A 24,258-nucleotide genomic window follows, 5' to 3' on the forward strand; every position below is an offset into this window, starting at 1 on the left:
TGGCTAAAACAAGAAAAAGGTTTTCAGACGGCCGTCTGAAAACCTTTTTTGTTTGCCTGTCCGATTTTAAAACTTCACGTTCACGCCGCCGGTAAAGCTGCGGCCCATTTGCGGCGTATCAGAGAGGAAGCTGCTGTGGGCGTAAACGGATTGGTTGAGCAGGTTGTCGGCTTTGACGTACCAATTCCACTCGCCATAGCGCGTATTGCGGCGGTAGTTTGCGCTGAGGTTGAGCATATGGTGTCCGGGTGTGCGCGTTTCGTAGCGGGCGAGTTTGTTTTGGGCGAACACGCGGTAGTAGTCCAAATTGGCATCGATACGGTCGGTCAGCGACGCTTTCAGGTGGACGCCAAGGCGTGCAGCCGGAACGCGAGGGGCGTTTTGGTCATCCTGTGCGATGAAAGGACGGTTGCCGTAGGCATCTTCCCTGCCGGGAAGGGATGGCAGGTTTTTCAGACGGCCTCGTACATAGTCGCCGGAAACGCCGATGCGGTAGCGCGGTGTCGGTTTGAAGTAGATTTCGCCTTCCGCGCCGTAGAAGTCGGCGCCGGATTGGTTGTAGCGCACGAGCTTCATTTCGCTGTCGTCTTCGATGGATTTGGGGCCGCGTCCGTCGTTTAAGGTTTGGGCGTAGATGTAGTTGCCGAAGCGGTTGCGGTAGAGCGCCAGATTGTATTGCCAGCGGTCGCCTTCGTAGCCCAGCGCGAGTTCGATATTGTTGGAACGCTCTTTGTTGAGGTGTTTGTTGCCGACTTCAAAGGTGTTGGTGGCAACGTGTTTGCCGTGTGCGTACAGTTCTTGCGTTGACGGCAGGCGTTCTTGATGGGAGGCGGTCAGGCTGAGTTTGTGGTATGGCGTGAAATACCATTTGCCCGAAAGTGCGAACGAGCGGGCGGTTTGGCGGTGTGCGCCGAGGTCGGGTAGGGGTTGGTTGTAGTAGTTTTCTCGATCAATCAATGCTTTGTCGTACTGGATGGAGGCTTTTTGTTTTTCCACGCGTACGCCGCCTTCAAGCGTGAAGTTGTCCCAGTTTGCCTGTTCTACACCGAAAAAGCTGTAATGGCGGACATTGTTGTCAATCAACATCGGTTGTTGGACGGTTTTGGGAATGGCGGAAAGCGCGCTGGATTTTTGTCCCAAATATTGCACGCCCCAGCTGCCTTTCAGACGGCCTATGGGTTGGTGGCGCAATTCGATGCGTGCGTTGTGTGTTTTGTTGTTGAAGAAATTTTCTACTGCATCGCCTGCTTTTTCATCGTGGTGGTAGTCGTTGCGGTTCAGATGTACGCGCAGGGCTTCAAAACCGGGGAATGGCTGTTTCCATTCGGCGCGGAGTTCGTAGCGTTTGTTGCGCAGGTCTATCCACGGTTTGCCGTTGTGGGCATGGGCGTGTGCATTATCGTCGTCGTGGAAGCCGCAGCTCAAGCCCGGATTGTCGTAATCGACGTCTTCTTCGGTCAATAAGTGCGGATAAAGCTGCAAATAGCGTTTGTTAATCAAACTTTTCTGCCAGATGATGTCGGCGTGGCAGTCGTCGTAGAGATGGCTGTGGGCAGGCAGGCCGTAGCGGTCGCGACGGTCGCTGTACGCTACGCCGAGAAAACCTTTATCCCCAACCCAAGACAGCCCGATGCTGCCTGTTTTTGAATCGGCATGGCTGTCGGGCAGTCGTTTCAGACGGCCTTCTTCTTTTTGATAGCGCGGTACGGCGTAATCGCCCGATTTGCGGTACAAGCCTTCGGTATGCAGCACGAAGTTGTTGCCTAAACCGATATTGATGCCTGCGGATGTCAGTTTTTCCAAATTGCCGCTGCTCAAACGCAATCCGGCTTCGCCCGATACGCCGTTTTCAGGCATTTTTTCGGGGATTTTGCCATCGGCAACATCGACCAAACCGGCCACATTGCCTGAGCTGTACAAGAGCGTAACCGGGCCGCGCAGGATTTCGACCTGTTGCGACAAGGCGCTGTCCACCATCAAGGCATGGTCGGGCGAGAAATCCGCCATGTCGCCCGTTTCGCCGTGATGGTTCAACACTTTAATCCGTCTGCCTGTTTGACCGCGAATAACGGGAGCGGACGCGCCGCCGCCGTATTGCGAGGCATGAATGCCCGGTACGCCGTCTAAAGCATCGCCTAGGTTGACGGCTTTTTGGCGCAAGGTATCGCCGGAGATGATTTTGTCGGAGGCGGTCGAAGTGTGCAACAGCCCCGATGTGGCGCGCGGACGGCTTTTACCGACAACGGTAACCTCTTCCAAGTCCACCGACTGCTCGGTTTCATGCGCTTGGGAGAGGATGGGGGTGCTGATTAAAAGAATAGATAAAACAATGGGCTTGAGTGTGGTTTGTGTCATTTTAGTTTCTCATCATATTTTGAAATGCTGTTATTATATAACATTTCATCATGTATATGATAAGATTTTTGAGAAAAAGGCCGTCTGAAAACGAAGCGTGGTTTTCAGACGGCCTTTAGCTTGTATGTAGGTTTAAATGAAAACGGAACAATCTCTCTACTGCCTGGTTTGGGTAAGGCAGAAAGTTATGGCAGATTGTTTGCTTTCATTGAAAGCATTACTTGGTTTCGGCGGCTTTAGCGCCAGCGGTCTCGGCAATCAGATCAAGGAATACTAACGGCTTTTTGCCGATATTTTTGAGTGCGTGGGACTGGCCGGGGCGGGCGATGGTAATGTCTCCGGCACCGACTTCGGTTTGTTTGCCTTCGCTATCGGTAAACAGTCCTTTGCCGGATACGATGATGTAAACGTCTTCATTGCCGGTATGTTTGTGTTGGCCGATGGAAGCGCCTGGCGGTAATGTGAGCCAGCCGATTTCTTTGAATGCGTCTTGGTCGGCGGTTTGATGGCGCGTGAAGGCAAAGTTGCCGAGCAATGGGCCTTGGCCTCCGGCTGCGTTTTCGCGGTTCCATTCAGCTAAGTCGGCTTTTTTGTACACTTGGATGCTGCGGTCGGTGGGGGTGGTTTGTTCGGCAGCTTGGGCGCTTATGGATGTGCCGAGCAGAAGGGCGACAGATAATGCGGCAAATAGTGGTTTCATGGTGGTTCTCCGTTTGTCAGGTTGAGTCAGATAATGCGGATTCCGTTTTCAGACGGCCTGCAGGGTTGAAATGTGTAACCCTGCAGGCTTCCCCCAAGTTTTATTTCACATTGCGCAGATAGTTCAACAATAAAGGAACAGGGCGGCCAGTCGCGCCTTTTTCACCGCCGGATTTCCATGCGGTACCCGCGATGTCGAGGTGTGCCCATGGATAGTCTTCGGTGAAGTAAGACAGGAAGGTGGCGGCGGTAATCGTGCCTGCACCCGGCGTGCCGATGTTTGGAATGTCGGCAAAGTTGGATTTGAGTTGGTCTTTGTAGGTTTCAAAGAGCGGCAGTTGCCATGCTTTGTCGTCCACGTTTCGGGAAGCGGCCAGCAGGCTGTCGACCAAATCTTGATTGTTGCCCATCACGCCGCTGACGTCATGACCCAAGGCGATGATGCACGCGCCGGTCAGGGTGGCGACGTCGATAACGGCTTTAGGTTTGAATTGTTCGGCGTAAGTGAGCGCGTCACACAAAATCAGACGGCCTTCAGCATCGGTGTTTAATACTTCGATGGTCAAGCCTTTCATGCTTTTTACGACGTCGCCCGGTTTATTGGCTGCGCCGGAAGGCATGTTTTCACAAGTGGCGACGACGGCGATGAGGTTGATCGGCAGTTGCAGTTTGACGGCGGCGCAGAAGGTGCTGATAACGGTTGCCGCGCCGCACATGTCGAACTTCATTTCGTCCATGTTCAGGCCGGGTTTGAGGGAAATGCCACCGGTGTCGAAGGTAATGCCTTTGCCGACCAATACCACAGGCGCGGCTTCTTTATCAGCCGCACCGAAATAGCTCAGTTCGACCAAATATGGGTCTTCGACGCTGCCTTTGGCGACAGACCAGAACGAACCCATGTTTTCTTTGATGTAGTCTTTTTCAATAATTTTGGCGTGTGCGCCCAGTTTTTCGGCTTCGGCTTTGGCGGTACGCGCGAGGAATTCAGGCGTGCATTCGTTCGGTGCGGCATTGCCCAAATCGCGGCAGAGGCTTTGTCCGTAAACTTGCGCTTCGGCAACGCGCAGGGCTTCTTTGACGGCGGCTTCGTGCGCGCTGTGGAACACGGCTTCTGCAAATTTAGCCGGTTTGGCTTCTTTTTTGTAGCGGTCGAAACGGTAGGCGGTATTGCCGAACGCAATCGCAAACGCTTCGGCAACGGCTGCCGCTTGCGCTTCTTCAAAGGCATAAACGTCCACATTGACCGTTTCTTGATTTTGCGCCCATTTGGCGGCTTCGGCTGCAGCTTTGTTCAATGCGGCGCGGTCGGTTTTTTCGAGGCGGGCGATGGCAATGGCTTGCAAACCGTTGTCCGTCGGGATTTTGGTGTCGGCGAAATTTTGACCTTCTTCAAGGGAAGTGAAGAGGGCGAGGGCAGTCGGGTTGCTCAGTTGTGATGCTTCGGCGCAGACAAATAATTGCGCACCTGCCTGTTGAGCCTGCAAAGTTTCGGCTTTTGTGCTAAATTTCACGTTTATTCTCCTGATTGGAACGGTTGTCGGTTGTTCAGACGGCCTGTGACCAACCGTCCGAACAGATGAAAATCATTGTACTCCATTTGTGTCATGCCGTCTGAAGCCTTATTAATAAATATAGGTTTCCCATAAACCGTATACCACGCTCAATCTTATGATTTACCAAAGAAACTTTATTAAAGAACTTTCCTTTACCGCCGTCGGCATCTTTGTCGTCCTCTTGGCGGTATTGGTGTCGACGCAGGCCATCAACCTGCTTGGCCGCGCAGCCGACGGGCGTGTCGCCATCGATGCTGTGTTGGCCTTGGTCGGCTTCTGGGTCATCGGCATGACCCCGCTTTTGCTGGTGTTGACCGCATTTATCAGTACGTTGACCGTATTGACCCGCTACTGGCGCGACAGCGAAATGTCGGTTTGGCTCTCCTGCGGATTGGCATTGAAACAATGGATACGCCCGGTTATGCAGTTTGCTGTGCCGTTTGCCATTTTGATTGCCGTCATGCAGCTTTGGGTAATGCCGTGGGCAGAGTTGCGCAGCCGCGAATATGCCGAAATTTTGAAGCAGAAGCAGGAGTTGTCTTTGGTAGAAACCGGCGAGTTCAATAACTTGGGCAAGCGCAACGGCAGGGTTTATTTTGTCGAAACCTTCGATACCGAATCCGGCATCATGAAAAACCTGTTCCTGCGTGAACAGGACAAAAACGGCAACGACAACATCGTTTTTGCCAAAGAGGGCAATTTTTCGCTGACAGACAACAAACGTACGCTTGAATTGCGCGACGGCTACCGTTACAGTGGTACGCCCGGTAAAGCCGATTACAACCGCGTTTCTTTCCAACACCTCAGCCTGATTATCAGCACCACGCCCAAACTTATCGACCCTGTTTCACATCGCCGTACCATCCCGACCTCCCAACTGATAGGCAGCAGCAATCCCCAACACCAAGCGGAATTGATGTGGCGTATTTCCTTGACCGTCAGTGTTTTGTTGCTGTGCCTGCTTGCCGTGCCGCTTTCCTATTTCAATCCGCGCAGCGGCCATACCTACAATATCCTGATTGCCATCGGTTTGTTTTTGGTTTACCAAAATGGGCTAACCTTCCTGCGCAATGCTGTGGAAGACGGCAAAATCCATTTCTGGTTCGGACTGCTGCCTATGCACATCATCATGCTTATGATTGCCGTCGTCCTGCTGCGTGTGCGCAGTATGCCCAGCCAACCCTTCTGGCAGGCGGTTGCCAAAAGTCTGACATTGAAAGGCGGAAAATGAACCTGATTTCACGTTACATCATCCGTCAAATGGCGGTTATGGCGGTTTACGCCCTCCTTGCCTTCCTCGCTTTGTACAGCTTTTTTGAAATCATCAACGAAGTCGGCGATCTTGGAAAAGGCAGCTATAACGGCGCAAAATTGGGGCAGTATGTTTTAATGCAGATGCCTGCGCGCGCATATGAACTGATGCCGCTTGCCGTTTTGATCGGCGGCCTAATTTCTCTCAGCCAACTGGCTTCCGGCAGCGAGCTGACCGTTATCAAAGCCAGCGGCATGAGCACCAAAAAGCTGCTGTTGATTCTGTCGCAATTTGGACTGATTTTCGCCATTGCCACCGTCGCACTTGGCGAATGGGTTGCCCCCACGCTGAGCCAAAAAGCCGAAAACATCAAAGCCGCCGCCATCAACGGCAAAATCAGTACCGGCAATACCGGCCTTTGGCTGAAAGAAAAAAACAGCATTATCAACGTGCGCGAAATGTTGCCCGACCATACGCTTTTGGGCATCAAAATTTGGCAGCGCAACGATAAAAACGAACTGACTCAAGCCGCGGAAGCCGAATCAGCCGTTTTGAATCCAGACGGTAGCTGGCAGCTGAAAAATATCCGCCGTAGCATATTGGGCGAAGATAAAGTCGAGGTCTCTACTGCGGCTGAAGAAAACTGGCCGATTTCTGTCAAACGCAACCTGCTGGACGTATTGCTCGTCAAGCCCGACCAAATGTCTGTCGGCGAATTGACCACCTACATCGACCATCTGGAAAAAAACAACCAAAATACCCAAGTCTATGCCATCGCATGGTGGCGCAAGCTGGTGTATCCCGTTGCTGCATGGGTGATGGCGCTTGTTGCCTTCGCCTTTACGCCGCAAACCACGCGCCACGGCAATATGGGCTTGAAACTTTTCGGCGGTATCTGCCTCGGTTTGCTGTTCCACTTTGCCGGACGGCTCTTCGGCTTTACCAGCCAATTGTACGGCGTGCCACCGTTTTTGGCAGGCGCATTGCCGACGGTTTTGTTTGCACTGTTGGCGGTGTATCTGATACGCCGTCAGGAAAAAAGATAAGGCAAAATAAACTTCAGGCCGTCTGAAAGGCAATCTTCAGACGGCCTGAGTATTTTGTGTGCAAAAAACAAAATGCTAAAGTAAAATAATATCTTTCCAAACTAATGCGGCTATTGAAAATGTCCCAAACCATCTGCTTGAATATGATTGTCAAAAACGAAGCGGCAATCATCGAAGAAACACTGGCCAACATCACCGACCACATCAAACTTGACTACTATGTCATCAGCGACACCGGCTCGACCGATGATACCGCCGGCGTGATCCGCCGCTTTTTCGATGCGAAGGGCATCGCAGGCGAGATTCATCATGATGGTTGGCAAAATTTTGCATACAACCGCAATCAAGCGTTGAAACACGCAAAAGGCAAAACCGATTACGTGTTGATTTTTGATGCGGACGACCGCTTTGAAGGCAAATTGGAATTGCCCGAGTTGACCGCCGACCGTTACCGCCTCCGCATGAGAAATGCCATGGGCAGCGTGGTTTATTACCGACCACTGCTGTTGCGCAATGACGGTACATTCTACTGGCGCGGCGTGTTGCACGAGTTTATCGAAACCGACAAACAAGATACCAGCGAAGCCACGCTTCATGGCGACTATACAGTCCTCAGCGGCCGTTTCGGCGCACGCAGCAATATGGCGAACAAATACCTGCTTGATGCCGTTTCCTTGGAAAAAGCGTTTTACAGCCCTGAAGATGAAGATCTGAAACCGCGTTACGCCTTTTATGCGGCACGTTCTTATTGGGATTCTGATATGCCCGAGCGTGCGAGCGAATGGTTTAAAAAACGCATCGAGTTGGGCGGTTGGATCGAGGAAGTGACGGTTTCTTACCAACAGCTGGGCGAGTGCTACAAATTAATGGGCAAACGCGATGAAGCCTTGGCGACTTGGTTGGCAGGCTACGATTACAACCCGCGCCGTGCCGAGTGTCTCTACCTTGCGCAAACCATGCTGCGTCAGGAAGGAAAATACCGTATTTCCCATGCAATCGGCCTGATGGCGAAACGTATCCCGTTCCCGAAAGACGATATTCTTTTTGTCCAAAGCAATGTTTATCAGTTGGACATCGACTATGAATTGTCGGTTACCGCCTATGCGGCCGGCGATTTGCGCCAAGGCTATGAGTCTTGCCGCCACTTGCTCTTGCTGAATGTACGCGAGGCATTGACCACGGTGACTATGCAAAATATGTGGCTCTACCGCGAACACGCGCAAACAGAAACGCGTGAAGTGTTGGAGCAACTGGTGGCCGTCATGCAGCCTTATGCCGAGCAGGGCGGACGTTTGGCGGAAGTGACCGAATATTTTGCCGATATTTTGAAAAACCGTTAATCAGCACTTTGCCCCGGCCATAAGGCCGTCTGAAAGGAAATTTTTTGAGCAAGCGCAATCTGTTTTCCGTCGATAAATCTTTGGAAAAGCCCGAACGCGTCCTCTTGGTCGGTGTGATGCTGACGGCGGACTATTCCGGTGCAAACGAAACGCGTGAGCGCGGCTTTCAGACGGCTTTGATCGAAGCGGCAGAATTGGTGGGTGCGGCCGGCGGTGATTTGGTTTCTATCGAAACTTCACGCCGCGATAAACCGCATCCGGCTTTGTTTGTCGGTACGGGCAAGGCGGAAGAGTTGGCGGCAGTGGTCAAGCAGCATGATGTCGGGCTGGTCGTGTTCAACCACGAACTCACGCCGACACAAGAGCGTAATCTGGAAAAAGAGCTTCAATGCCGCGTCCTCGACAGAGTGGGTTTAATTTTGGCGATTTTTGCCAAACGCGCCCAGTCGCAGGAAGGTAAGTTGCAGGTGGAGCTGGCTCAGTTGAATCACTTGAGCGGACGGCTGGTGCGCGGTTATGGGCATTTGCAAAGTCAGAAGGGTGGTATCGGCTTGAAAGGGCCGGGTGAAACCCAGTTGGAAACCGACCGCCGTTTAATCGGACAGAAAATCACGGCATTGAAAAAACAGCTTGCCGATGTCCGCAAGCAACGCGCCACACGCCGCAAATCGCGCATGAGCGGCCGTCTGAAAACCTTTGCCATTGTCGGCTATACCAATGCCGGAAAATCCAGCCTGTTCAACCGCTTGACCAAAGCGGACGTATTGGCGAAAGACCAGTTGTTCGCCACTTTGGATACTACTGCGCGACGGCTTTTCCTGTCGCATGAGGCAAGCGTGATTTTGACCGATACCGTCGGCTTTGTCCGCGATTTGCCGCACAAGCTGGTATCGGCGTTTTCCGCTACCTTGGAAGAGACGACGATGGCGGATGTGCTACTGCACGTCGTTGATGCCTCCAATCCCGATTTTGAACGGCAGATGGACGATGTCAACGAAGTCTTGGAAGAAATCGGCGCACATGAAATTCCGCAATTGGTGGTGTACAACAAAATCGATTTGCTGCCGTCGGGTATGCGTGAAGCAGGCATTTTGCGCGACAATTCCGGGCATGCCGTCGGCGTGAATGTTTCCGTTGCTGAAAGTTTGGGTTTGGACAGTTTGCGCGAAGCGATGATTGAATTGGCCGTACAGCCAAGTGCTTGATGGTATGGAATGAAACAAGGCCGTCTGAATGTTCAGACGGCCTTACCGTAAAATTCTAAATCTGAGGATTATGCCGACAGAGGGCTTTTCTTTTTGAACACGTTTTCGTAAAGCATCCAAGCGGCGAGGCTCAGGTATACGGTGCTGGACAAAATGCCGATAACGGCGAAGATAGGCATAAGGCGATCAATCATGGTGAGGTTTCCCAATAAGTTAGTTTTATAAGTAAATGTGTGTTTTTTGATTTCCGTCTTCGCGGAATGCCTAAAGTATGCTGCTTAAATGGATTGAGGTCAATAAAAAATGTATTAGGATTTTTAAAAAAGTTCCATTTTTACATTAAAATAATTGGAAGTTTTTAAAGATAAACGGTATTTATATATTACCGTTCATCGTTTGATGAACGGTCAATACTTTGTTTTCCATATTTTTTACAAATTCCGACAGCCTGTTAATTCAAAATTGAATGAAAAGAGGCGGGAAAACGCTTTTTGCTAAAATGTAACACCCTGAGACGGTTGTTTCAGGCCGTCTGAAAAATAAATCGAACACATGATGACATCTTCCACACATCCCCAAAAAAACTGCTTCCATTGCGGACTTGAAGTCCCGGATCATCTGCATTTGACGGTTCGTTTTGAAGACGAAGAACACGAAACCTGTTGCGCCGGTTGCCAAGCAGTGGCGCAGAGTATTATCGATGCTGGTTTGGGCAATTATTACAAACAGCGTACTGCAGACGCGAAAAAATCCGAATTGCCTCCGCCGGAAGTGTTGTCGCAATTAAAGCTGTACGATTTGCCCGAAGTGCAGGCGGATTTTGTCGAGGTCGGCGCAGGGGATGAACGCGAGGCGGTGTTGATGCTGGGCGGCATTACCTGCGCCGCGTGTGTGTGGCTGATTGAACAGCAGTTGTTGCGTATGAAGGGCGTAGTGCGCGTGGATTTGAATTACAGTACCCACCGCTGCCGAGTGGTGTGGGACAGCGCCCACATTGAATTGTCGGACATTTTGCTGAAAATCCGCCAAACCGGTTATACCGCCGCGCCTTATGATGCGCAAAAAATTGAAGTGCAGGCGCAGAAGGAGCGCAAACAGTTTATCGTCAGATTGGCTGTGGCCGGTCTGGGTATGATGCAGACGATGATGTTCGCCCTGCCGACTTATTTTTACGGCGGCGACATCGAGCCGCTTTATTTGGAAATCCTGCATTGGGGCGGCTTTTTGATGGTATTGCCCGTTGTGTTTTACAGCGCGTTGCCGTTTTACCGCGGCGCATGGCGTGACTGGAAAAACCGCCGTGTCGGCATGGATACGCCGATAGCCATTGCCATTGTGATGACCTTTATCGCCGGTATTTACAGCCTGGCTACCAACGCAGGGCAGGGCATGTATTTTGAATCCATCGCCATGCTGCTGTTTTTCCTGTTGGGCGGGCGTTTTATGGAACAGATTGCTCGACGTAAAGCAGGCGATGCGGCGGAGCGGTTGGTCAAACTGGTTCCGGCATTTTGCCACCGTTTGCCGGCTTATCCTGAAAGCGAAGCCATCGAGGAAGCCGCAGTCGTCCGCCTCAATATCGGCGATACGATTGTTGTGAAGCCCGGCGAAGTCATTCCGGTGGACGGTACGGTTTTGTCCGGCGAAAGTGAAGTTAACGAAGCCATGTTGACCGGCGAAAGCCTGCCCATTGTGAAAAGGCCGTCTGAAAAAGTAACCGCCGGCACGCTCAACACCAGCAGCCCTTTAATCATCCGCACCGACCATACCGGCGGCAACACGCGCCTGTCCCATATCGTCAAACTGCTCGACCGCGCGCTGGCGCAAAAACCGAGAGCCGCCGAGTTGGCCGAAAAATACGCGTCCAGTTTTGTGTTTGGCGAACTTTTGCTTGCGATTCCTGTTTTTATCGGCTGGGCGTGGTATGCAGATGCGCACACTGCCTTGTGGATTACCGTTGCCCTGCTGGTCATTACCTGCCCGTGTGCCTTGTCGCTTGCCACGCCGACCGCGCTGGCAGCTTCTACCGGTGCGCTTGCCAAAGACGGCATTCTCATCAGCGGCAAACAAAGCCTGGAAACGCTTGCCCAAATTGACGATGTCGTGTTCGATAAAACCGGTACGCTGACCAAAGGGCAGTTTTCCGTCAGTCGTATACTGCGTGCAGGCCGTCTGAACGAAGTCCAAGCCCTTGCTATCGCCCAGGCATTGGAACAGCAATCCGAGCACCCTATCGCCCGTGCCATTTTGAACCATACGCTTTCAGACGGCCCTGTATCCGCGCTTGATGTGAAAGTGCAGCAACGGGTCAACCGTATTGGGTACGGTGTCAGCGCGCAAATCGAATTTGATGGCGAAACCCAAGTTTGGGCTTTGGGCAAAGCGGCGTTTGTTTCGGAAATTGCCGGTAATCTGCCTGAAACATTTGCCCATATCGACCACACAGGCGGCATTATTTTCTTGGGCAATCAAAGCGGTTTTCAGACGGCCTTTTTATTGGAAGACCAAATCAAAGACAGCGCCGCTGAAATGTTGCAAAACCTGAAACAACACGGCATCCGTCTGCACCTTTTAAGCGGCGACCGTCAAGCTGCCGTAGCCCAAGTCGCGCAGGAGCTGGGATTGGATGCCTATCGTGCCGAAGCCACGCCGGAAGACAAGCTGGCTTATGTGAAAAATCTGCAAAAACAAGGACGTAAAGTCATGATGATTGGCGACGGGATTAACGATGCCCCCGTCCTTGCCCAAGCAAACGTATCGGCCGCAGTGGCCACGAGTGCCGATGTGGCGCGAGACGGGGCCGATGTGGTTTTGCTCAATGATGATTTGAACGTTTTGCCCGTGATGATGGAACAGGCACGCCGTACCCATCAAATCATCCGCCAAAACCTGACTTGGGCGAGCGCATACAATCTGGTTGCCGTTCCGCTGGCCGTGTTTGGTTACGTTACCCCGTGGATCGCCGCGCTCGGCATGAGTTTCAGCTCGCTGCTGGTGTTGGGCAATGCCTTGAGATTGTTGAAAACCAAAAAGGCCGTCTGAAAACGGCAAATCCATTGCCTAAATGAAAGAATACGCCATGCCTAAAGCCACTTTTTATACACACGTCGCCCAGCCGGCCGCCTTTGCCTGCCGCCTGATTGCCCGCGCCATACGCGATGGCGGGCAGATTTTGGTGTGGTCGGATTCTGCTGCAGCCATGCAGCAACTAGACGTTGATTTGTGGCAGCAGATTCCCGAAAGCTTTATTCCGCATGAAGTTTGGCTGCCTACTGACCCCATGCCGTCTGAAACGCCGGTATTGCTTGCGTTTGGAAATGCATTGCCGAATATTCCGCAAGATTGCACGGTTTTGAACCTGTCTGCTGATTTCTGGAGTCAAGCCCCGGCCATTCCAAACCGTATCCTTGAAATTGTGGGAAATAGCTTAGAAGATTTGGCCGAAGCCCGAGACCGTTTCCGAGCTTATCGTCAGAGCGGATTTGAGATTGAGCATTTTTCGAGAGAAGGGAAGGATTGAGTGTTGAAGATATTCAAGGCCGTCTGAATATAAACAAAGGGACATTTTGATGATGTCCCTTTGTTTTTTAGATTGATTATCGGAAGGCTTCGTGCCATATGCCATAAAATATGAGGCAACAGCAGAAAGAGTAGAAATAGTGGAAAAAGCGTTCAAAAAGGGAGGTATTGGCAAGATACCATTGAACAGACTGATGGTGGTGTTGGGGATTTTTGAGGATTAAGTTGGGGAAACGGACAATTGAAGGTACGGCAAGCAAGTCAAACAGATTGAGGAAGACTGTAACCAATAATGAAAAACCGATTGTCTCATGAAATACGTCGAATGGCTGCAATGACAGGGTGTGTGCAAATAGGGAGGTCAGGGCAGATTTGTTGGACATCCATAAATAAAACAGCCCACCGATAGATAGGTAAAGCGCAAGACGGACCCATATGGATAGTTTGCGTGGCAAATAAAGGATGAAGAATAAGTTGAGCAGGATAAAGAAAATAGGGAAAACGGATTTCATGGGTTTGTTTGCTTACAGTTTGGTATTTAAAGCCGCTAAGGGAAACGCATTATTGATTGTATGAAGGGGAACCTTAGGAAAAGACAGTCTGAAAAGGCCATTCTATTTTAGGCCGTCTGAAAAAGATTTGCGTAAGGGCAAGGGTTTCAGACGGCTTTAAGTTTTTTGAAGTCAAAATCCGATGGTTCAGGATTCGGTTTTTGAGGCCGCATTGGCGAAATAGTGGTTGGATACCGGATTGAAGATAAGGAGCAGCAAAACAGGGTGGAGAATGGATTGAATAATGATTTGTTGAGAACTATAGCTCGCCATATCGCTATACACCATGATCAGTGAAGCGGCTGCCAACACAACAGCCAGCCAACGGGCAGAACGGTTGCCTGAAAGCAGGCCGACAGCAATAAATACTGGTAAGGAAAGGAGGATGAAGTATAGGGGCATAGACAGCCACCAAGGCAGGAAAGGGAATGCCAAGGCTGCAACCTCTATCAGTAAATCGCCCGAATAAATCGCAAGAGCAACAGTGGTAAAGCAGACAAGGGTAGTTAGGATGAAATAGAGAACGGTGGCGATGGTAACAGGGACTGGACGTTTCATGTAATAAAAGCCTTGGATAGAATATCGGGGATAAGGATTAGAATCGGTATCGGCCAAACCTTGTCATTGAAGGCGATGGCCGTCTGAAAGTAGGCTATTCGTCTTTCTCAAATGAAGAAAGCTTGATAATGGCAGGCTGGAAGACTGCAACCAAATAGATCATGATAGGGAGGATAAGATACGTAAAAGGAATATCTACGCGAAATAGTGCAATCAGAAAGGCAAGGTATAAGGTTAGCAGGGAAAGGAAAATAACGCTCTTTTTCCATGTCGCTTGGCGGATTTCTTTTGCAGTCGGTTGCTTATAGCGGACTTTTTTGTAGCAGGTCGGGCACTCTTTAATGATTTTCAGTCCTTTGAATGCAATACCCCGAATCGGATTGGAACAATGAGGACAAGAGAATGGGGATGGTTTCATTATTTTTTTATTGGGCCGTATAAGGTATTGCCCATCCGGTAAAGTAGATTGGATGGGCAACGTATATGTTTATTCGTCTTTTTCAAAAGATGAAAGTTTGTTTTGAATCGGAATAATGTAGTAGACAAGAAAGCCTATAACTAATGCCGTACTGATATATGGGGGGAATGTACCAAACAGGCTAATCAGTATTGCCGCTACGATACAGACAACTACTACAAAAATAGCGAAAGGTTTCAGCAAAGCTTTGAAATATTCGCCAACAGGCGGCTTTTTGAATTTGACTTTTTTATGGCAGGAAGGACATTCTTTGACTGCGGCCAAACCTTTAACCAATCCACCTTGGATTGGGGCATGGCAGTGTGGGCAGGGGAGTGAAGGGTTTAGATTATTCATTGTATTCAATCTGACTTAGGGTTTGGAAAGGTGGTATCGATGTTATTGATACCACCCCATTATTTATCGGAAGCGATAGGCTTATTGGGAGTATTTTTTGCCTAAAGCTTCGGCTGCTTTTTGTAATTCTTGATTGGCTGCACGCAGGGTTTCTTGCAATTTTTGAGATTTTGCTTGGAAATCATTGGCAAATTTGAGCGAATCTTTATCTTTGCCGTTGATAGTCAGCTCAGAAGCATGTTTGCCTGCATAAATCATCATGTTGTTGGCAGCACTGCTGACTTGTAATGCACGATCCAGAACTGCTTTGATTTCAGGATCTTTGATGTCGAGGGCAGCTGCGCTCTGATGGAATTGTTCCAGTGCGGCAGTCAGTTTGTTCATCTGCTCCAAAGCTTCTTTTTCTTTATTTTGGTTAGCCAAGTTTTGCAATTCTAGGCCTAGCTGAGTAATTTTTTGAGCTTCTTCACCAGTGGTGAAGTGAATGAATTTTTGCAATTCGGCAAGACCGTCTGGAGATTTTTTATCGGAAATGACGATAGGTTCGGCCAGTTTAGGATCTGCTTCCGGGAATTCGCTCAGAGCTTTTTCGTATTTGTTGGCAGAGCTAGATTCGCTTTGGGCAACTTGTTCTGCCGGTTTGTCGCTGCTGCCTTTATTACCGGAGTCGCCGCAGGCTGCCAGCAAGGAAGCGGTCAAGATCAGCATACCGAATTTGTTGAATACGTTCATATTAGGATTCCTTCTTAAGTTAGGAGAAAATTGGGGGGAATTTGTTTTTATTGATGAGCGTAGATAATTGTTTGTACTTTTGTTCTATTTTATTACAGATTTGTTTATTTTTCTCAAATTAGATTAAGTGGTATGTTTTTGGAATTAAACGGCGAAGGTGGATGGTTGTAAAATATTGAACATATAATAAAATTAACAAGGGTAATAATAAGCCAGGATACACTGTTTTGAGCTAAAGTAGATTTTTTTATTAAGATGTTTTTGATTAATGCGAAAGGAATAAAAAAGGCCGTCTGAAACAATAAAGTTTCAGACGGCCTTTTTAATAGGCTGGAATTAGTTGCCTAAGTCGAATGCTTTATGCAGAATGCGGGTAGCCAGTTCCATGTATTTTTCGTCAATCAGGACGGATACTTTGATTTCGGAAGTTGAAATCATTTGGATGTTGATGCCTTCTTCTGCGAGGGTACGGAAGATTTTGGCGGCTACGCCGACGTGTGAACGCATGCCCAAGCCGACTGCGGAGACTTTGCATACGGTGTCGTCGCCGTCAATGTAGGCTGCGCCGATGCTGTCTTGGCGTTGTTGCAGGAGTTCGATGGTTTGTTTGTAGTCGCCGCGTGGAACGGTGAAGGAGAAGTCTGTTGTGCCTTCGCTACCGACATTTTGGATGATCATGTCGACTTCGATGTTGGCATCGGCAACTGCGCCGAGGATTTGGTAGGCAACGCCGGGTTTGTCAGGTACGCCGCGTACGTTGATGCGTGCTTGGTTTTTGTCGAATGCGATACCGGTTACGGCTGCTCTTTCCATGTTGTCGTCCTCTTCAAAGGTAATCAGGGTGCCGTTGCCGCCATCTTGCAGGCTGCTGAGTACGCGCAGGCGCACTTTGTATTTTCCGGCGAATTCTACGGAGCGGATTTGTAAAACTTTTGAGCCGAGGCTGGCCAATTCGATCATTTCTTCGAATGTGATCGTGTCCATGCGGCGTGCTTCGGGTACGACGCGCGGGTCGGTGGTGTAAACGCCGTCCACGTCGGTGTAAATTTGGCATTCGTCGGCTTTGAGGGCTGCGGCGATGGCAACGGCAGAGGTGTCCGAACCGCCACGGCCGAGGGTTGAGATATTGCCTTCGCTGCTGATGCCTTGGAAACCGGCTACGATAACGACTTTACCGGCGGCCAAATCGGCACGCATTCTTTCGTCGTCGATGTTTTCGATGCGGGCTTTGGTGTGGGAAGTGTCGGTTTGGAGGGCGACTTGCCAGCCGGTGTAGCTTTTGGCGTCAACGCCGATGTCTTTCAGCGCCATGGCCAGCAGGCCGATGGTCACTTGTTCGCCGGTGGCAAGGACGACGTCCAGCTCGCGCGGATCGGGATGTTCTTGCATTTCGTGCGCCAGGGCGACCAGTCGGTTGGTTTCGCCGCTCATGGCGGATACGACGACTACGATGTCGTGTCCTTCGGCGCGGGCTTTGGCGACACGTTTGGCTACGTTTTTGATGCGTTCTGGCGAGCCTACTGATGTGCCGCCGTATTTATGTACGATTAACGCCATGTTTCGTGCTTTCTTGTGGGGTTTGTCGGGCAGCTTGGTTTGCTGGAAAAAGGGTTATTATTACTATTTTTTACATGGAATTCAAGGATAGAACGCGCTTTTTTGAGTAAATACGCATAAAGGGGTTTGGTTAAAAAAGGCCGTCTGAAATCTTTCAGACGGCCTTGCTGATTATAGGGCCAAAAGGGCAGCCTGCTGGTGTTGAACCAATTCGGCAATGCCTTTATGTGCCAAGGCAATCAGCTTGCCCAATTCTTCGATGCTGAACGGTGCGCCTTCGGCCGTACCTTGGATTTCGATGATTTTGCCGGATGCGGTCATGATGATGTTGACATCACTGTCGCAGCCTGAATCTTCGGGATAGTCCAAATCCAAAAGTGGTACACCGCCCACCACGCCGGCGGAAACGGCGGCAACGGCTTCTCGGATGGGATTTTCGCTGATAAGGCCGTCTGAAAGGAGTTTGTCTACGGCGATTTGCAGGGCAACGTAGGCACCGGTAATGGAAGCGGTACGCGTGCCGCCGTCGGCTTGGATGACGTCGCAGTCAATCAGGATTTGGCGTTCGCCAAGTTTTTCCATATCGACAACGGCGCGCAGCGAGCGGCCGATCAGACGTTGGATTTCTTGTGTGCGGCCGGACTGTTTGCCTGCGGCGGCCTCACGGCGCATACGGGAGGCGGTGGATGCCGGCAACATACCGTATTCGGCAGTCACCCAGCCTTGTTCTTTACCGCGCAGGAACGGTGGGACATTTTCATCGATGGAGGCGGTGCAAATTACTTTGGTGTTGCCGCACTCAATGAGGCAGGAGCCGTCGGTGTGGGGGAGGAAATTGGGGGTGATTTTAATGTTGCGCAGGCTGTCGGCGGCGCGGCCGGTGCGGGTGTAGTCGCTCATGATGATCCTTTGGGGCGGAATGAAAAATAGGTTGCCTTGAATTATAGAGGAATTTGGCATCAAAGGCCGTCTGAAAATCGTCGGTCGGGTGTGTTATAGTGTCCATACTTTCACTCGTATTTGGAAACGGAGTAAAACCATGGCTACAAGACGAACTATTCAAATCCACAGCATGACCGGCTTTGCCAATGCCGCAGGCGAATGTGGCGGCAAGCGGATTAATTTGGAAATCCGCGCAGTCAACCATCGTTATTTGGATGTCCAATTCCGTATGCCGGAAGAGTTGCGCTATTTGGAAGGCGCATTGCGCGAACAGATTGCCGCAGCTGTGGCGCGCGGTAAACTGGAGTGCCGCGTTCAGCTGCAAGATGCGGCTTCGGGCGGACAGGCTTTGGAAGTCAATCAGGATTTGGTCGCACAACTGGCGCATTTGAACAAAGAATGGCGCAAGGAACACAATTTCGGCAAGCTGAGCGTGGCCGACGTTTTGCGTTTCCCCGGCGTTTTGGCAGGTCAGAGCGAAGACTCCGAGGCCTTGGCGAAAGGTGTCAAAGATTTATTGACCAGCGCTTTGAAAGAGTTCACAGCCGCCCGCAAACGCGAGGGCAAAAAACTGGGTGAGCACCTGCTGCAACGTCTGGACGGCATGGAAGAGATTGTGGATGCTTTGAACGAATTGTTCCCAAGTCTACTGCAGGCGCATATGGACAAAGTCAAAACCCGTTTGGCAGAAGCCGTCGGCAATATCGACAACGACCGTTTGCAACAGGAATTTGCTTTATTCATCCAAAAATCCGATGTGGATGAGGAATTCAGCCGTTTGCGCACCCATATCGCCGAAGTGCGCCGCATCGTTACCGAAGGCAAGGGCAGCGTAGGCAAACGTTTGGATTTCCTGATGCAGGAGCTCAACCGCGAAGCCAACACTTTGGGCAGCAAGGCCATCGCCGCCGAATGCACGCAAGCGTCGGTTGAACTGAAAGTCTTGATCGAGCAAATGCGCGAACAGGTTCAAAATATCGAATAAATTGATAATGAACGGATAAAACAAGGCCGTCTGAAAAAGTTTTCAGACGGCCTTTTATCAATCAATTCCAAGTAAACAAAGAGATTCAGGCATGATCATTAAAGGCAAGCTGATTTTTGCGATGGATTATAAAGCGGAGGCACAAAATCCGCTTATTGGCAAAAAAGAGAAATTCTTAACCAATATAGTTAATGTTGATGACCCAAACCGGATAATAAGTTTGAATGCGATTGAACTGTTATGGAAAAAGCCGTAAAGCATTTTGCCTGATTCGAACAGGATCACACGGGGGCTTGTGCCACCGCTCCCTTTCCATTTGGTAACCCATGCTTTACGGCTTTGTTAAAGACAATATACTGATGGTCAAGATAAAAATCAACATAGATGCTCTGCAAAAAGCTTAAATGCTATTGCACAGCGTACAAGTAATACCCAACCATTGATGACGTAACTTGCCCGCATCATGCGCAATGCGGTACTGGACAACTTCGAGGCGAGTGGCCACTATGCTATCAAGGTAAAGAAGTTTTTTCTGCTACTGTCGAGCGTGACGATGGGCATGTCATAGATTTCACCATTATCGCCTGTTCGGGAAATATGACCGATGAGGAAAAAAATGAGTCCTGAAGAATGGTATCGTTGGCGGAATGAAAGATTGAAAAAGGAGCGAGAAAAATAGTTTATTCACCCTGCAGTTTTATGGCTATAAAGGGCGGGGTAGGTCATTCATGTTTGAAATATCAAACGTGGTTATTGCCAGAGCTGTATATAAAAGTTAATATCCGTTAAATTATGGCAATTATTGTCATGATAAAAACATACAAAGGAGTAAAAATATGAACTTTTTGACCGCTATCAGTCGGCAAATGACCCGCTTCACCGCCCTGATTATCGTCCTTGCCTCCATCATCGCCTTTATCGAACCTACCACTTTTTCGTGGGTAAAAGGCGATACGCAAGTCGTCGTACTCGGCATTATCATGCTGGGTATGGGCATGACTTTGGGCAAAGAAGATTATCAAATTCTGGCACAACGTCCGCTCGATATTTTTATCGGCGCCATCGCCCAATACACGATTATGCCCCTGCTCGCCATCGGTATTGCCAAAGCCTTTGACCTTTCGCCCGGATTGACGCTGGGTCTGGTTTTGGTCGGTACCTGCCCGGGCGGCGTTTCGTCCAATATTATGAGTTTTTTGGCTAAAGGCGATGTTGCCTTTTCGGTTGGCATGACGACTGTCTCCACCGTCATCGCGCCTGTGATGACGCCGTTGTGGATGACTTATTTGGTTGGTCAAACCGTCGAAATGGACGGCTGGGGTATGTTCAAATTTATGCTGCTCGTTACCCTGTTGCCCGTCGTTATCGGTTCTGCCGCCAATATCTTGCTACATAGAAAACACTGGTTTGAAGACGTGCGCGCGATTATGCCGGCTGTTGCCGTTGTCGCATTTGCCTGTATTGTCGGCGGCGTTGCTGCCGTTCACGGCCATCGTTTCGCCGAGTCCGCCTTCGTTATGGTACTTGCCATCGCTGCCCACAATATCGGTGGCTACATCCTCGGCTATTACAGCGGCGCACTGACCGGCATGAACACTGCCAAAAAACGCACCCTTGCCATCGAAGTCGGTGTACAAAATGCCGGACTTGCCACCGGTTTGAGTGCTAAATTCTTCCCCGGTAATGCTGAGTCTGCCGTTGCCGCCGCCGTTGCCTGCGTTTGGCACTCTGTGTCAGGAACGATTTTGGGCAACTTATTTGCCTGGTGGGACAAGCGTAAGCAATAAGCCGGTAAACATTGCCAGATAACAAAAGGCCGTCTGAAACATTTCAGACGGCCTTTTGATTACCTTTTATCAATGCGCTTTATGCGTCGTGCTGTACACGATTTTGTCCGTTAAAGCCATGGCGAGCGCGGAAATTAGGAAGCAGATGTGGGTAATACATTGCCACATGATTTGTTTTTCCGACAGATTGGCGGCGTTGAGGAAGGTTTGCAGCAGATGGATGGAGGAAATGCTGATGATGGACATCGACAGCTTAACCTTCAAAACCGAAGCATTGACATGGCTGAGCCATTCGGGCTGGTCGGGATGTTCGTCAACGTGAAGGCGGGAGACGAAGGTCTCGTAGCCGCCGACAATGACCATGGTCAGCAGATTGGCAATCATCACGACATCAATCAGGTTCAATACGGCGATCATGATGGTGTTTTCATCCATGATGCTGAAATTGGATACCAAGTGCCACAAGGATTTGAGGAACTTACAGGCATAAATGACTTGGGCGATAATCAAGCCTATATAAATCGGCAGTTGCAGCCAGCGGCTGGCGAAAATGAAATGCGCGAAGATACCCATTCGTTCGTGGGCTGTGCGCTTGGTCGGGGTGGAATGTTCCATAAAATGTGTTGTGTGTAGGGAAGATAAGGGGCGGCATTTTAATGGAAAAATTTTTAAGCTGCAATTTGAGCGACTGAATTGAAAAAGAAGGCCGTCTGAAAACAGAATATGGTTTCTTGTTTTCAGACGGCCTTGTAGGTTGTCAGGACAAGCAAACACGCGCAAAATCGCTTTGCTTTTTAGAGATGGACATTATGCTTGCAGATTCGTTTTTTTATTATCTGGTGTTGGTCGGCTTTGCCGCCGGGCTGATGGATGCGGCCGTTGGCGGCGGCGGGCTGTTGCAGATTCCCGGATTGTTCAACCTATTGCCAAACGCCACGCCTGTGGCCTCGGTGATGGGTGTCAATAAATTTGCTTCCTGCTGCGGCACGTTGACTGCGACGGGGCAATACCTGCGCCGAATCCCCGTGCCGTGGAAAATGCTGCTGCCTGCCGCGGCGTTGGCATTTGCCGCTTCATATTTGGGAGCAAAAACGGTGGTGTATTTCCCCGTGCAATACATGAAACCGGCAATGCTGGTCATCATGATTGCCATGTGTCTGTACACCTTTTTGAAAAAAGACTTGGGGCAGACAGTGCGCACTGAAAAGCTGACGTGTCGCGAAACTTTATGGGGCTTATTTTTCGGCGCGTTAATCGGATTTTACGACGGCGTGTTCGGGCCGGGGACGGGCAGTCTACTGGCTTTTGTGTTCGTCCGCTTTTACGGCTATGATTTTTTAGCGGCCAACGCCTCGGCAAAGGTCATCAATTCGACCACCAATCTTGCCGCGCTGACGTTTTTTATCCCGCAAGGCCATGTCGTGTGGGCATGGGCGATACCGTTGGCACTGGCGAATTTATGCGGCGGCGTGGTCGGCGCGTGCTTGGCAATGCGCGGCGGAACCAAGCTGCTGCGTTACGGATTTATGTTGCTGCTGTGCCTGACCATTGGAAAGTTTGCTTGGGATTTATTGGGTTGATATCGAATGAAAAAAGGCCGTCTGAATGTTTCAGACGGCCTTTGTGTTTTACAGTTTAACCGAATGCTCGCGTGTTTCGTGGAACACGATATCCGGCCAGCGTTCTTGTGTTAGATTCAGATTGACGCGGTTAGGCGCGAGGTAGGCGAGGTTGCCGCCTGCGTCTATCGACAGATTGCCGGCATTGGCTTTTTCAAACTCCGCCAGCTTTTTCTTGTCTTCGCACGATACCCAGCGCGCAGACCAGATAGATGCGCTGTCGAACACGGCTTCTACGCCGTATTCGTTGGCCAGTCGCGAGGTAACGACTTCAAACTGCAACACGCCGACCGCGCCCAAAATCAAATCCGCGCCGCTCATCGGTTTGAAAACCTGTACCGCGCCTTCTTCGCCAAGCTGTTGCAAGCCTTTTTGCAGTTGCTTGATTTTCAGCGGGTTTTTGATGCGGACGCTGCGGAACAGTTCGGGCGCGAAGAATGGGATGCCGGTGAACGCCAGTTGTTCGCCTTCGGAGAAGCTGTCGCCGATTTGGATGTTGCCGTGGTTCGGGATACCGATAATGTCGCCGGCGTAGGCTTCTTCTACCAGCTCACGGTCGTGGGACATGAAGGTAACCACGCTGGAGGCGGCGATTTCGCGGTTGATGCGCAGATGTTTCATCTTCATGCCGCGCTCGAATTTACCAGAGCAGACGCGCAAGAAGGCGATACGGTCGCGGTGTTTCGGGTCCATATTGGCTTGGATTTTGAAGATAAATCCGGAAAATTTCGGCTCGTCCGGCTCGACCATGCGTACGGTCGCGTCGCGCGGTTTCGGTGCGGGCGCCCATTCAATCAATGAATTCAGGATTTCCTGAATACCGAAGTTGTTAATCGCAGAGCCGAAGAACACGGGTGTGAGTTCGCCGGCGAGGAATTCGTCGAGATTAAACTCGTTGGAAGCAGCCTGCACCAATTCGATTTCGTCGCGCAACTGCTGGATTTCCAGCGGAAAGCGTTGTTCCAATTCGGGATTGTCGATGCCTTTGATGATGTCGAACTCGTGCGGCAGACGTTCGCCACCTGCGTCGAAGAGATAGATTTCGTCATTCAGGATGTGGTACACGCCTTTGAAGTTTTTGCCCATGCCGATCGGCCAGGTTACGGGCGCGCAGCGGATTTGCAGGATGTTTTCCACTTCGTCCAGCAATTCCAGAGAATCGCGTACTTCGCGGTCGTATTTGTTCATGAACGTAACAATCGGCGTATTGCGCAGGCGGCAGACGTTCAAAAGTTTGATGGTTTGCGCTTCCACGCCTTTTGCCGCGTCGATGACCATCAAGGCGCTGTCGACGGCGGTCAATACGCGGTAGGTGTCTTCGGAGAAGTCTTGGTGTCCCGGCGTGTCCAAGAGGTTGACGGTATGGTCTTTGTAGTCGAACTGCATTACGCTTGATGCCACGGAAATGCCGCGCTGCTTCTCGATGTCCATCCAGTCGGAGGTAGCGAATTTGCCGGTTTTCTTACCTTTCACCGTACCCGCGCTTTGAATCGCACCTGAAAACAGCAGCAGTTTTTCGGTCAACGTGGTTTTACCCGCGTCAGGGTGGGAGATGATGGCAAACGTGCGGCGGCGGCGCACTTGGTCGAGGATTTCTTGGGACATGGTTTTCTTTGCAAAAAGGTTCAGGCCGTTTTTTCAGACGGCCTGAAGGATATGGGTGTTGGAAAACAGGCTAAAATAAGGGCGTGTGCAACACGCCCTGCAATAGATTGAAAGATGCGGAATTGTACAAAAAAATGCT

23 protein-coding genes are annotated in these 24,258 nt (G+C 50.4%); 10 read left to right on the forward strand and 13 right to left on the reverse strand.

Annotated features, from left to right (window positions below; genetic code table 11):
- Positions 1 to 66: 66 nt before the first annotated feature.
- The 3 genes from znuD to ACTHR2_RS00290 form a co-directional block, all read right to left on the reverse strand.
- Entirely contained in the window at positions 67 to 2,355 is a 2,289-nt protein-coding gene (gene znuD / locus ACTHR2_RS00280) for a TonB-dependent zinc receptor ZnuD (protein WP_440375222.1), read from the reverse strand.
- A gap of 217 nt (positions 2,356 to 2,572) precedes the next feature.
- Positions 2,573 to 3,055 (reverse strand): cupin domain-containing protein, encoded by a 483-nt coding sequence (locus tag ACTHR2_RS00285; protein ID WP_263340856.1) that lies wholly within the window; start codon positions 3,053 to 3,055, stop codon positions 2,573 to 2,575.
- Positions 3,056 to 3,155: 100 nt separating this feature from the next.
- A complete protein-coding gene (locus tag ACTHR2_RS00290; RefSeq protein ID WP_263340859.1) occupies positions 3,156 to 4,565 on the reverse strand; it encodes a leucyl aminopeptidase in 1,410 nt (469 codons plus the stop codon).
- Between the two features lie 157 nt (positions 4,566 to 4,722).
- Between ACTHR2_RS00290 and lptF the strand changes: the two genes are divergently transcribed.
- The 4 genes from lptF to hflX all read left to right on the forward strand — a co-directional run bounded on the left by lptF (position 4,723) and on the right by hflX (position 9,450).
- On the forward strand, positions 4,723 to 5,838 hold the full coding sequence (gene lptF / locus ACTHR2_RS00295; protein ID WP_440375223.1) for an LPS export ABC transporter permease LptF: 1,116 nt from the start codon (positions 4,723 to 4,725) through the stop codon (positions 5,836 to 5,838).
- A complete protein-coding gene (gene lptG, locus ACTHR2_RS00300; protein WP_070583631.1) occupies positions 5,835 to 6,905 on the forward strand; it encodes an LPS export ABC transporter permease LptG in 1,071 nt (356 codons plus the stop codon). The genes lptF and lptG overlap by 4 nt, the downstream gene beginning before the upstream one ends.
- Before the next feature lie 119 nt (positions 6,906 to 7,024).
- Positions 7,025 to 8,245 carry a glycosyltransferase gene (locus tag ACTHR2_RS00305; protein ID WP_263340866.1) on the forward strand — a complete coding sequence of 407 codons (1,221 nt, stop codon included), beginning with the start codon at positions 7,025 to 7,027 and terminating at the stop codon, positions 8,243 to 8,245.
- Positions 8,246 to 8,289: 44 nt separating this feature from the next.
- Positions 8,290 to 9,450, forward strand: a complete 1,161-nt coding sequence (gene hflX, locus ACTHR2_RS00310) for a GTPase HflX (RefSeq protein ID WP_263340869.1) — start codon at positions 8,290 to 8,292, stop codon at positions 9,448 to 9,450.
- Positions 9,451 to 9,518: 68 nt separating this feature from the next.
- On the opposite strand, the gene ACTHR2_RS00315 is transcribed toward hflX, so the two are convergent.
- On the reverse strand, positions 9,519 to 9,644 hold the full coding sequence (locus tag ACTHR2_RS00315; protein WP_263340872.1) for a hypothetical protein: 126 nt from the start codon (positions 9,642 to 9,644) through the stop codon (positions 9,519 to 9,521).
- A gap of 361 nt (positions 9,645 to 10,005) precedes the next feature.
- On the opposite strand from ACTHR2_RS00315, the gene ACTHR2_RS00320 reads away from it, so the two are divergent.
- Together ACTHR2_RS00320 and ACTHR2_RS00325 are read left to right on the forward strand one after the other, a co-directional pair.
- Complete coding sequence (locus ACTHR2_RS00320; RefSeq protein ID WP_263341905.1) at positions 10,006 to 12,492, forward strand: heavy metal translocating P-type ATPase; 2,487 nt, start codon at positions 10,006 to 10,008, stop codon at positions 12,490 to 12,492.
- Between the two features lie 37 nt (positions 12,493 to 12,529).
- Entirely contained in the window at positions 12,530 to 12,970 is a 441-nt protein-coding gene (locus ACTHR2_RS00325) for a DNA polymerase III subunit chi (RefSeq protein WP_114926078.1), read from the forward strand.
- A 76-nt stretch (positions 12,971 to 13,046) separates the two neighbouring features.
- Here ACTHR2_RS00325 and ACTHR2_RS00330 read toward each other — a convergent pair whose 3' ends face one another.
- The 7 genes from ACTHR2_RS00330 to rph all read right to left on the reverse strand — a co-directional run bounded on the left by ACTHR2_RS00330 (position 13,047) and on the right by rph (position 18,081).
- Positions 13,047 to 13,481 carry a hypothetical protein gene (locus ACTHR2_RS00330; RefSeq protein ID WP_162817319.1) on the reverse strand — a complete coding sequence of 145 codons (435 nt, stop codon included), beginning with the start codon at positions 13,479 to 13,481 and terminating at the stop codon, positions 13,047 to 13,049.
- A 186-nt stretch (positions 13,482 to 13,667) separates the two neighbouring features.
- On the reverse strand, positions 13,668 to 14,078 hold the full coding sequence (locus ACTHR2_RS00335) for a hypothetical protein (RefSeq protein ID WP_263340879.1): 411 nt from the start codon (positions 14,076 to 14,078) through the stop codon (positions 13,668 to 13,670).
- A gap of 94 nt (positions 14,079 to 14,172) precedes the next feature.
- A complete protein-coding gene (locus ACTHR2_RS00340) occupies positions 14,173 to 14,496 on the reverse strand; it encodes a dimethyl sulfoxide reductase (RefSeq protein ID WP_263340882.1) in 324 nt (107 codons plus the stop codon).
- A gap of 69 nt (positions 14,497 to 14,565) precedes the next feature.
- Positions 14,566 to 14,892 carry a purine permease gene (locus ACTHR2_RS00345; protein WP_223168895.1) on the reverse strand — a complete coding sequence of 109 codons (327 nt, stop codon included), beginning with the start codon at positions 14,890 to 14,892 and terminating at the stop codon, positions 14,566 to 14,568.
- An 81-nt stretch (positions 14,893 to 14,973) separates the two neighbouring features.
- Positions 14,974 to 15,624 carry a hypothetical protein gene (locus ACTHR2_RS00350; RefSeq protein ID WP_070829624.1) on the reverse strand — a complete coding sequence of 217 codons (651 nt, stop codon included), beginning with the start codon at positions 15,622 to 15,624 and terminating at the stop codon, positions 14,974 to 14,976.
- 336 nt (positions 15,625 to 15,960) lie between these two features.
- A complete protein-coding gene (locus ACTHR2_RS00355; RefSeq protein WP_263340889.1) occupies positions 15,961 to 17,181 on the reverse strand; it encodes an aspartate kinase in 1,221 nt (406 codons plus the stop codon).
- 171 nt (positions 17,182 to 17,352) lie between these two features.
- Positions 17,353 to 18,081, reverse strand: a complete 729-nt coding sequence (gene rph, locus ACTHR2_RS00360) for a ribonuclease PH (protein ID WP_263340892.1) — start codon at positions 18,079 to 18,081, stop codon at positions 17,353 to 17,355.
- 139 nt (positions 18,082 to 18,220) lie between these two features.
- On the opposite strand from rph, the gene ACTHR2_RS00365 reads away from it, so the two are divergent.
- The 3 genes from ACTHR2_RS00365 to ACTHR2_RS00375 all read left to right on the forward strand — a co-directional run bounded on the left by ACTHR2_RS00365 (position 18,221) and on the right by ACTHR2_RS00375 (position 20,895).
- A complete protein-coding gene (locus tag ACTHR2_RS00365) occupies positions 18,221 to 19,108 on the forward strand; it encodes a YicC/YloC family endoribonuclease (RefSeq protein WP_283255494.1) in 888 nt (295 codons plus the stop codon).
- A gap of 91 nt (positions 19,109 to 19,199) precedes the next feature.
- Positions 19,200 to 19,364 (forward strand): hypothetical protein, encoded by a 165-nt coding sequence (locus ACTHR2_RS00370; protein WP_263340894.1) that lies wholly within the window; start codon positions 19,200 to 19,202, stop codon positions 19,362 to 19,364.
- Positions 19,365 to 19,944: 580 nt separating this feature from the next.
- Positions 19,945 to 20,895: a bile acid:sodium symporter family protein gene (locus ACTHR2_RS00375; protein WP_263340896.1), complete on the forward strand. Its 951-nt coding sequence runs from the start codon at positions 19,945 to 19,947 to the stop codon at positions 20,893 to 20,895.
- A gap of 69 nt (positions 20,896 to 20,964) precedes the next feature.
- Here ACTHR2_RS00375 and ACTHR2_RS00380 read toward each other — a convergent pair whose 3' ends face one another.
- Positions 20,965 to 21,510 (reverse strand): TIGR00645 family protein, encoded by a 546-nt coding sequence (locus ACTHR2_RS00380; RefSeq protein WP_070583616.1) that lies wholly within the window; start codon positions 21,508 to 21,510, stop codon positions 20,965 to 20,967.
- A gap of 194 nt (positions 21,511 to 21,704) precedes the next feature.
- Here ACTHR2_RS00380 and ACTHR2_RS00385 point away from each other — a divergent pair, with 194 nt between their 5' ends.
- On the forward strand, positions 21,705 to 22,475 hold the full coding sequence (locus ACTHR2_RS00385; RefSeq protein WP_263340901.1) for a sulfite exporter TauE/SafE family protein: 771 nt from the start codon (positions 21,705 to 21,707) through the stop codon (positions 22,473 to 22,475).
- Positions 22,476 to 22,523: 48 nt separating this feature from the next.
- On the opposite strand, the gene ACTHR2_RS00390 is transcribed toward ACTHR2_RS00385, so the two are convergent.
- A complete protein-coding gene (locus tag ACTHR2_RS00390) occupies positions 22,524 to 24,119 on the reverse strand; it encodes a peptide chain release factor 3 (protein WP_070645472.1) in 1,596 nt (531 codons plus the stop codon).
- Positions 24,120 to 24,258: the final 139 nt, after the last annotated feature.

Origin of the sequence: Neisseria sp. P0006.S004 (genome assembly GCF_051963015.1) — a bacterium.
GTDB lineage: Bacteria > Pseudomonadota > Gammaproteobacteria > Burkholderiales > Neisseriaceae > Neisseria.